The sequence below is a fragment of the Verrucomicrobiota bacterium genome (assembly GCA_027622555.1).
In the GTDB taxonomy this organism is placed as follows: Bacteria; Verrucomicrobiota; Verrucomicrobiia; order Opitutales; family UBA2995; genus UBA2995.
Map to the genome: position 1 here is coordinate 1 of JAQBYJ010000179.1, position 8,447 is coordinate 8,447.

Genomic DNA, 8,447 nt, shown 5'->3' on the forward strand with positions numbered 1-8,447 from the left:
CGGTTTCTTTTTGGCCCCTCCACAAGAGATGACCACGTATTGCTTTCCGTTGGCAAGGTAGGTGCTGGGGGTGGCATTGCCATCGAAGGGCAGGTCGAGCTCCTTGAGCAGCTCCCCGGTTTCCTTGTCGAACACTCGAAACTTTTCGTCCGACGTGGCGCCGATGAAAATCAGGCCTCCGGCGGTCACCACGGGTCCGCCATAATTTTCCGTCCCGGTTATCGGGATACCCCGCTTGGTCAGTTCTGGAAATTCGCCCAAGGGCACTTTCCATTTGATGGTGCCCGTATTGAGATCGACCGCATTGAGGGTGCCCCAGGGTGGCTTGATAGCCGGGTAACCTTCATCGTCGAACCAACGCTGGAATCCCCGGAATATGTAGGGGGGAATGTCGTCTCCTTCCAATCGTTTGTGCACCGGAGTCTCCATGCCAAACAGGAAATCGACGATCATGGCTCTCTCCATTTCCGGCAAACGGTCAAACGCGGGCATTCTCCCGCCTCCGTTGACGATGAATTGCATGACCACCTCGCGCGTCAGTCGTGCGGAAACATCCGCCAGGGCGGGAAAACCTCCGGCCGGATTACCCATGCGGTCCATGCCATGGCAGGCCGCGCAATTGATACGGTAGAATAATTCTCCCGAGGACAGGGGAATCCCATTGTTTTGCCGAGTGGGAAGGAGCTGATAAAACCAGGGCATTTCGTTTACATTGACGTAAACGATGCCGTCGGGATCCGCCGCCGCGCCTCCCCATTCCATGCCACCGTCGGGACCGGGAAACAGAACCACCTGCTCGAGGCTGGGTGGAGCATAGGATCCATAGTTACCCGATTGACTAAGGACGTCCCGGGTCATGAGCTCCGCTTTGGGAGTAATGTTGGAGAGATCCTGGTCGGTGTAGCGTTGCCGCATCAGGGGTGGGGGCTTGGTGGGAAAGGGCTGGGTAGGCCAGATCTTGAATCCCGGTATGCGCGACGGTTCGGTCGGGCGTTCCTCGATGGGCCACAGCGGTTCTCCGGTCACCCGGTCAAAGGCAAACAACAGTCCCATCTTGGTGCCCTGGGCCACGATGTCCTTTTTACCGCCCTCATGCATGACGGTCAGCAGAGTGGGCGGTTGCGGAAGATCCAGGTCCCAGAGATCGTGGTGAACCAGTTGCTGGTGCCACAGGCGCTCTCCCGTGTTGGCATCGAGAGCCACCACCGAGTTGGCAAAGAGGTTTTCACCCCAGCGGTCCGCGCCATAAAAATCCGGACCGGCCGTTTCGGTGGAGAGAAAAACAATGCCACGTTCCGTATCCAGCGCCAGCCCCGACCAGTCGGAGGCGCCGCCCGTTTTCTCCAGATAACCTTCCGGCCAGGTTTCCGAACCAAACTCACCCGGGCGCGGCAGGGTGTGGAAAATCCATTTTCTCTCTCCGGTAAATTTGTCAAAGGCCCGCACGGCGCCCGGAACATCTTCAGCGACATTGGTGCCGATGATGATCAGGTCCCCGTAAATCTGACCAGGGGTATTGATAAAGACATTGGGCGTGTCGTCCACGTCCAGGTTCTCGCCTATGTGAATCCAGCCGCCCTTGCCAAAGGAAGTAACCAGCTTACCGGTAAGAGCATCGATGGTGTAAAGGTAACTCCCTTTCATGGTGAGGATGCGTTTATTTTCCCCATCCTCCCAGAACATGAGTCCGCGCTGGTTCCTGTCAGCCAGATTCTCGTGAATGTCGTCCGGATCGAATGTCCAGAGGGCTGCTCCCGTCGCTCCATCCAGGGCAATCACCCGGCTCCTCGGCGTCGCCGTATAAACGATGCCATCGATCACCAGATTATTGGTCTGATACATGGCCTTGTCCCCGGTTTCATAAGTCCACGCCACTTCCAACTGCTTCACATTACTCCGATTGATCTGGTCCAACGTGGAGTATTGGTTGCTGGTGGGATGACCGAGGTAATGGGCCCAGTCAGCGCCGGCAGCCTGGACTTCCGGTTCGGATTTCTTGCAGGCCTGCGGTAAAATGCCCAGGCAACTGATTGCCAGGATGCGGAGGAGGTTAGGGGAAAAACGGTTGGTCATAATGGCGGGATAAATGTGGACCTTCGCCCGTTAGGGTAGTTAGCCGGAGATGGCGTTACAGGCGGAGGCTGGAATTGGTTTTTATTTCATGTACTTCGCCGCTGGCATCAAGCCAAACGTCGAACTTAGGACTCCGGTTTGTCCGGAGTTCCAGAAGCTTCTTTTTCGCCGTAGGTTGCCTGGGATTCATAAACCAAAGGATAGACTCCAGGATCCCTAATCGAATTCAGTGAAAGGTCCACGTCAAGTTCCGGCCAGCGCAAATGCTCCTCACTTTCATCAACTACGGAAAAAACCTTGCTAACAGATGCCTCCCTAAACCAGGGGAATTCCTCAAAAGAGAGGAAGTATTCTTTTCCCCTATGCAAGAGCCAGATTCCGAAGGGGGAAATATCCGTGACTTCAGAGGCCGAAGTGTCTGTTCCAATGCTGCCGTATTTCATCTTTTTTTTCTCTTACAATTTCTTCCAACTCTTTCAGTTCCTTCGGGGAAAGTCCACGATGGACTGCAAGCGCGATTTCCGGTTCCAACCAGAACTTTGCTTCACCGTCCGGCGATCGCACATGAACATGAATCCGTGGTTCCTCGCGTGAGAAAAAGAAGAACCTGTAGTTTCTGAATTGAAAGATTGTAGGACTCATTTTTATCTTTTACCGGCTTGGACATTTAAGCCCAATCCAGAAGTTGTTGAATGTTGCCACCTTTTACCTTGGCGCGGTCGGCGGCGGAGTACGAAGCCATATGCGCATCCACGATTTTCGGGGAACCGCTGCCCCAGACCATGCGCTCGGGACCAAACTCACGGATGACGCGCGAGGTAAACGCCAACGCACTTTCGTAATAGGGTTCATCGGTCGCGAAGTGATTCAGGCCCGATAACTTCATATAGACGTTCGGGTATTGGGCCAACTCGAGGACATCGGCAAACTGGACCCCCGTGCCCAGATGCGGTTCGGCCAGATGATCGATCAGCACCTTGCAGCCTGTAAACTCTTCGATGAGTTTTCCGGCTTGGGCGGCGTAATCGGGACCGATATGCAATTCGACCACCAGGCCAAGATCCACGGCTTTCTTCCACAAGGCCCTGGCGCCTGGATCGGCGAAGCTGTCGAGGTAGGTCTCTTTGCCGCGGTGGGCATGGAACCGGGTCGAAACGATATGGGGCACTTGCTTGACCAGGGCCTCCAGTTTTGCCGGTGCTTCCGGATCTCTCGGATAGAATAAACTCGTTCCCCGGAGCCGGTCGGGTTCGCGGTTCAGGCAGTCAATGATCAAACGATGGTCATCCCCATAGGGTTCGGGATGCACGATCACCGCCCGGTCGATTCCTTCCTCGTCCAGCCGCTTGAGATAAGCGGCCAGCGGATCGGCCGGATGGACGGACAGGTCGGGAGTATAGGTGGCCCTGGGGTGAACAGGGTATTTGGACGTGTCGGGACTGAATATATGGGCATTCCATTCAATGACCGGACTTTTCTTAGAAGCAGCGCCTTTTGAGCAACCCTGGCCCATCCCCAATCCCAGCAGTCCCAGGCCGGCAACCCGTTGCAAAGCAGTTCTACGGGTCATGGTATCAGTTTCGAAATCTGGATTCATGTCCACCAGTATTACGATGAAGGTTGCCTAAGCCGAGTACAATAAATGAAGCCCGGGACCATCGATCGTGATTCTTTGCGCGGGGTAATATGTCGTACGACGCTCCGAGTTCCGAGGCAAAGAGTAGGAGCAAATTTATTCGCGACCCGAGCTTCCCGGGGGACGGCCGATGGGATCATATCTTCATTTTTGGCAATGCAAGTTGCGCATCTTCTATCATCTGCATGGCGCGGAGGTTAAGTTGTTGTCTGCTCCCGCCAAAGTGATTTTGGCTAGTTTGATAAAAGCGCGGAGTTCAATAAGCAATGGTTGGTTAGTGGTACGTTTGGGGATAACAATGGGATGACCGGCATCAGTAAATCAGTATGTTGGACGGTTGGAGTTGATAAAAGAGATGGGTGGAAGAAAAAGGAAAGAATTCTGTCAATAATGAAGATATGACCCCGTCCCCTCCCCCCCAGGATCCAAGGCTCGATTCCACTGGTTGGGACTGCTGGCAAGGATCGTTCCAATTTTGTTCTCATTCATGCTCTTTGCCTAGGTGCCTCTCTGAGAGTAATAAATTCCTCCATTAGCTGCCGGCTTCACCCCGGTAAAACTTCACCCCCATCCCCCCTGGTAAAATGAACTCAGACATGGACACGCAGGTCTCGATTCAAGAATCAAGGAATGGCCTCTTTTTCCGCCAGAGATCTTCGGATACAAAACAACTAGGACCGTCCCCATTTCTTATAACCCCTGGCTTCACCCCGGTAAAACTTTCCTCCCCTTTATCGGAAACAAGGAATGGCCTCTTTTTCCGCCAGAGATCTTCGGATACAAAACAACTAGGACCGTCCCCATGAGGTCTTCGGTCCCCATGAGGTCTTCGGTCCCCATGAGGTCTTCGTTGGATACAAAACAACTAGGACCGTCCCCATGAGGTCGTCCAGTCCCCATGAGGTCGTCCATCAAAGGAGCCACCCAACTACTTGTCGATGTCCTCGGCAAAAATCCGGCGACCACCGTGGTCATCATTGAGGAAGTCAGCACCGACAACTGGGGCGTCGGCGGTGAAACCGTCACCGAGCGCCGGAAGAAGGCGAAGTAGGGAAAAGCAGGAGTGGATCAACTCATGCTATTATTTAGTTTCTAAAGCGGTTAACAATAGCGGGAGTCAGAAAGATAAACCACGAATGAACACGAATCGACACGAATAAAAACTTGGACCAACGTGCCGATTACAAGCCTCCCCTTTCTTCACCCACCCCCTTATCCAGCTTGCTGCGAAACCGGCGGCTCAGGTTCTTGGGCCGGTAGTCCGGGCAGTCACGCCAACGGAACCGGGTGCTGATATCGATTTGATCAAACGACCCGGTTATGGCGCGCGGCTTTGATCCGGTCAGTCGATAGAACCCACGGATGGTATTATCGAACGGAGCGGTGTGATCGATTTCAACTCCGGTCTCAACGCGACTGTGATCAGTGGCCAGTTGTATGCCATGCGCCCGCATGCGCTCAAGCATCCAAAAAAGACATCGATTGGCCAACGGTGCCTTTGCTTCCGTTCCGCCTCCCACACAACTGTGGTCACCGGGAAACCAGGCTTCTTCAATCACTTGCCCGGTTCTGGCTCCGGGATTCATCGGTGTTACTTCAAAGACCGCCCGAAGCTCGTCTATGGCTTTGGCGTGAAAAGCAAACTTTACCGACCGGTTGATGCAGGTATCGTGAAATGCAAAGCGATTGTTGTAACGCTCACCCCAATCGGTGCCGGGAATGTTGAACGGGATACCCAGCGCACCCACCGTGTCCCAACAACCAAGCACCTGAATAGGGATGCGTTCGCCGTGGATCGCGCGAAAGCGAATCGCCTTGTCCGAACCGGGACGCACACTTCGATCGCGGTACAGCTCGAAGGCTTCCGGAATTTTCCGCATGCGCGACCGGGAAACCAAGCCACTGCAATGAATCAATCCGGCCAGGCTCCGCGCCGTGTAAGCCCCACGACTAAATCCAAACAGGAAGACTTCATCTCCCGGTTCGTAGTTTAAGGCCAGAAAGGTGTAGGCCGACATAATATCTTCATCGAGCCCCAAGCCCAACATTCCGCCCAGGCGACTTTTGTTATTCGCACCCACCCCTTCGCGGTAATAAACCACCTGCGCCACTTTCTGCCCGTCACGCCGTTTTACCGCCTGGGCCAGCTTAATGACATTGGAAGGATACTTGGAGCCCAGCTTCCGCCAACTCCCATCGCAACACACTATCAGACGGCGCATAACGTGAGATAAACCTGAAATCGGATCGTTGGGGTCATGGATTGGAGTAGAAACCTGAATTCCGAAAAAGGGAACAGGGTATTACAGACTTATTCAATACCGGGATCGAGAAAAGGTATTTTAAAATAATAAAACTTTGAGCTTGATATACAACGTTTGTTGTTTTTGATTACAACAATTGTTGTATTATGAAAAAGCAAAACCTATCAAAACTCGAGCTTCAGGTGATGCGTCCTTTCTGGACACAGGGCGAGCTGACGGTCCGGGAAGCAGCCGAAGCCCTGGCCCAGGAGGAAAACGACCCGGGTTATTCCACAGTTCAAACCATTGTCGGTCGCCTCGAAGCCAAGGGCGCACTTACCAAAACCAAAAAAGTGGGCAATGCCTGGCTGTTCAAGGCAGCCGTGGAAAGAAAGCGCATTGTCAACCGCATGATCGATGAATTGGTCACCCTGCTGGATGGAGCTTCGAGCCCCATTCTTTCGCATTTGGTGGAATCAAAAAAAATCAGCAAAGCCGAACTCGATGAAATCCGAAAACTGATCGACGCGAAAGGTAGCAGCCATGAATGAACTCTACTCCATACTCGTAATCCATCTGATCGAATCCACCGACTGGGCGATTCTGTTCCTGGCCATCACCTGGTTGTTTCGCATTCGGGATTCCAGGACCCGGTGCTGGATATATCGGTTGAGCATTCTTAAGTTTTTAATACCGACCACACTCCTGGCTTCCTGGTTTTCTTTTGAACGAAGCGACCATTTACTGTCCACCTATCTCGTGTCTGCGGAACCCCTAATGTCTGTCGTGCACTATACGACAAAACAGTCCTTCTTTGCTTGGCCGGTCTACCTGTGGACTTGTGGATTCATCCTTATCTTCCTGCTCACTCTGCTGACCGGTTTCCGCATTCACCGCCGTATACGAAAAAATAACGCACCCTTCTCCGGAAGACATCGATCCCTGCTACGACAAACCCTCATTCAGTCCGGATACTCGGGAAATGAGCTGGAAGGCACGGTCGTTGAACAAGGACCATCCCTCGCTCTCTACGGAATATTTCGACCCGGAATAATAGCCAAAACCGCGTTTCTTGAAACGCTCAACGATAACGAACTCGAAACAGCCTTGCAGCATGAAGCAGCTCACTGGATGCGCCGGGACAACTTGTGGCGTCTGTTAACGGATGCCATCACCGCTGTCCTCTGGTTTCATCCGCTGGTCTGGTTCATTCGCAACCGTCTGACCCTGGAAACTGAAAAAGCCTGCGATGAAACAGTCCTCGCATTCGGTCCCAAGGTGGATTGTTACGCCAGCTGTTTATTGAAGGCCGCGGAATTTTCCATGGAGGAAAATCATTTCGGCGCGATCGCATTATCGGAGACGTCACTCAAGCAACGCATCTCACATGTAATCCATTATAAAAAAGAAAGAGTAAGTATCATGAAAAAATCCGCCATTATTCTAACCTGTCTGTCCTTGTTTGGAGGATCGATGGTTGCGTTCGCTGAAACATCTCCAATCGAAGAAAATCGAATTTACGATATCAGCGAACTTGACGCACCTCCAGCACCAACCATTCGCACGGCTCCAGTTTATCCGACGAAGATGAAGGAGGAAGGCGTCGAAGGAACGGTTATCACCCTGTTTGTAATAGACGAGTATGGAAACGTGACAAACCCACTGGTTGTAAATAGTAGCAACTCCGCATTTAACGGATCAGCCATGGATGCGGTTTCCCAGTGGAAATTCGAACCAGGAAAAGTCGATGGAGAGCCGGTTAGAGTCAGGGTCCGCTTGCCCATTAAATATACGCTCCAAAAATAAAAAGTGGGAGGGCCCATATATAATTTCTGGGTCGAAAAGGTCGACACAATCAAACGGTCGATTTTCCAGCGGGTCGGTTCTTCCTGTAAGAATCGACCTTTGCTATTCCGATTTGAAACGATGCTCTCAGCATCCCGATATGGAGTCATCGACGCTCCTCCGGAAGCGGCAAAAATGGGGAGGGTCCTGGCGGAATAACCCATACGTTTTTTCACAATGCCGGGAAGATCAACTCCTCTCGTAGCCATGGTGGTGACACCATGGATCGGGAATTCACACCATCCAGGATGTAACCATGGCCACCCATTCGGAAAAAACCTTTTTGAAAGCCCACCAGTTGTTGCTTTGTATGTGAAGCTTTGAAGGCAACGAGTGAATTTCCGTTCCCTAGAATTTGATGTGCAGCGATACAAAAATACTAGGACCGTCCCCTTTTCGTCCTCCTGCGGGGGATCGACCCCAGAGATGTCGAGTGGTGATCGGCTAACGCTCAAACCCACTCGGCACAAAGCAGTTCCGCTTGAGCCAGGACCGTCTTTACGGCTTCCTGTTGGAGGTCCGGAGGGTAACCGTATTTGTTGAGTATTCGTTTAACCATGACCCGAATCCGGGCGCGGGCACTCTCCCGTAAAGTCCAGTCTATAGTCACGCTTTGTCGGACTTTTGTTATCAGTTCGGCGGCTATGAGC

Annotated in this window: 9 protein-coding genes; 3 read left to right on the plus strand and 6 right to left on the minus strand. The window is 52.6% G+C overall.

Annotated features, from left to right (window positions below; all coding sequences use genetic code 11):
• The 4 genes from O3C43_23860 to O3C43_23875 form a co-directional block, all read right to left on the minus strand.
• A partial coding sequence (locus O3C43_23860) for a pyrroloquinoline quinone-dependent dehydrogenase (GenBank protein MDA1069522.1) occupies nt 1–2,073 on the minus strand: 2,073 nt, incomplete at its 3' end.
• A 125-nt stretch (nt 2,074–2,198) separates the two neighbouring features.
• Nucleotides 2,199–2,516, minus strand: a complete 318-nt coding sequence (locus tag O3C43_23865) for a DUF2442 domain-containing protein (GenBank protein MDA1069523.1) — start codon at nt 2,514–2,516, stop codon at nt 2,199–2,201.
• Entirely contained in the window at nt 2,476–2,715 is a 240-nt protein-coding gene (locus O3C43_23870; GenBank protein ID MDA1069524.1) for a DUF4160 domain-containing protein, read from the minus strand. Before O3C43_23870 ends, O3C43_23865 begins: the two co-directional genes overlap by 41 nt.
• A 25-nt stretch (nt 2,716–2,740) precedes the next feature.
• A complete protein-coding gene (locus O3C43_23875; GenBank protein MDA1069525.1) occupies nt 2,741–3,643 on the minus strand; it encodes an amidohydrolase family protein in 903 nt (300 codons plus the stop codon).
• 964 nt (nt 3,644–4,607) lie between these two features.
• Between O3C43_23875 and O3C43_23880 the strand changes: the two genes are divergently transcribed.
• A complete protein-coding gene (locus tag O3C43_23880; protein ID MDA1069526.1) occupies nt 4,608–4,760 on the plus strand; it encodes a tautomerase family protein in 153 nt (50 codons plus the stop codon).
• A 130-nt stretch (nt 4,761–4,890) separates the two neighbouring features.
• Here the strand turns inward: O3C43_23880 and O3C43_23885 are convergent, their stop codons facing one another.
• Nucleotides 4,891–5,931, minus strand: a complete 1,041-nt coding sequence (locus tag O3C43_23885) for a DUF2235 domain-containing protein (GenBank protein ID MDA1069527.1) — start codon at nt 5,929–5,931, stop codon at nt 4,891–4,893.
• Nucleotides 5,932–6,119: 188 nt separating this feature from the next.
• On the opposite strand from O3C43_23885, the gene O3C43_23890 reads away from it, so the two are divergent.
• Nucleotides 6,120–6,503 (plus strand): BlaI/MecI/CopY family transcriptional regulator, encoded by a 384-nt coding sequence (locus tag O3C43_23890; GenBank protein ID MDA1069528.1) that lies wholly within the window; start codon nt 6,120–6,122, stop codon nt 6,501–6,503.
• A complete protein-coding gene (locus tag O3C43_23895; GenBank protein ID MDA1069529.1) occupies nt 6,496–7,758 on the plus strand; it encodes a M56 family metallopeptidase in 1,263 nt (420 codons plus the stop codon). The genes O3C43_23890 and O3C43_23895 overlap by 8 nt, the downstream gene beginning before the upstream one ends.
• Nucleotides 7,759–8,248: 490 nt before the next feature.
• On the opposite strand, the gene O3C43_23900 is transcribed toward O3C43_23895, so the two are convergent.
• Nucleotides 8,249–8,447, minus strand: a 199-nt coding sequence (locus tag O3C43_23900) for a DUF3387 domain-containing protein (GenBank protein MDA1069530.1), incomplete at its 5' end; no start/stop codon positions are given.

What these genes read in the sequence shown, in the direction of transcription:
- O3C43_23865 (MDA1069523.1), bottom strand. Translation starts at nt 2,516, where the DNA reads ATGAAATACGGCAGCATTGGAACAGACACTTCGGCCTCTGAAGTCACG.
- O3C43_23870 (MDA1069524.1), bottom strand. Translation starts at nt 2,715, where the DNA reads ATGAGTCCTACAATCTTTCAATTCAGAAACTACAGGTTCTTCTTTTTC.
- O3C43_23875 (MDA1069525.1), bottom strand. Translation starts at nt 3,643, where the DNA reads ATGACCCGTAGAACTGCTTTGCAACGGGTTGCCGGCCTGGGACTGCTG.
- O3C43_23880 (MDA1069526.1), top strand. Translation starts at nt 4,608, where the DNA reads ATGAGGTCGTCCATCAAAGGAGCCACCCAACTACTTGTCGATGTCCTC.
- O3C43_23885 (MDA1069527.1), bottom strand. Translation starts at nt 5,931, where the DNA reads ATGCGCCGTCTGATAGTGTGTTGCGATGGGAGTTGGCGGAAGCTGGGC.
- O3C43_23890 (MDA1069528.1), top strand. Translation starts at nt 6,120, where the DNA reads ATGAAAAAGCAAAACCTATCAAAACTCGAGCTTCAGGTGATGCGTCCT.
- O3C43_23895 (MDA1069529.1), top strand. Translation starts at nt 6,496, where the DNA reads ATGAATGAACTCTACTCCATACTCGTAATCCATCTGATCGAATCCACC.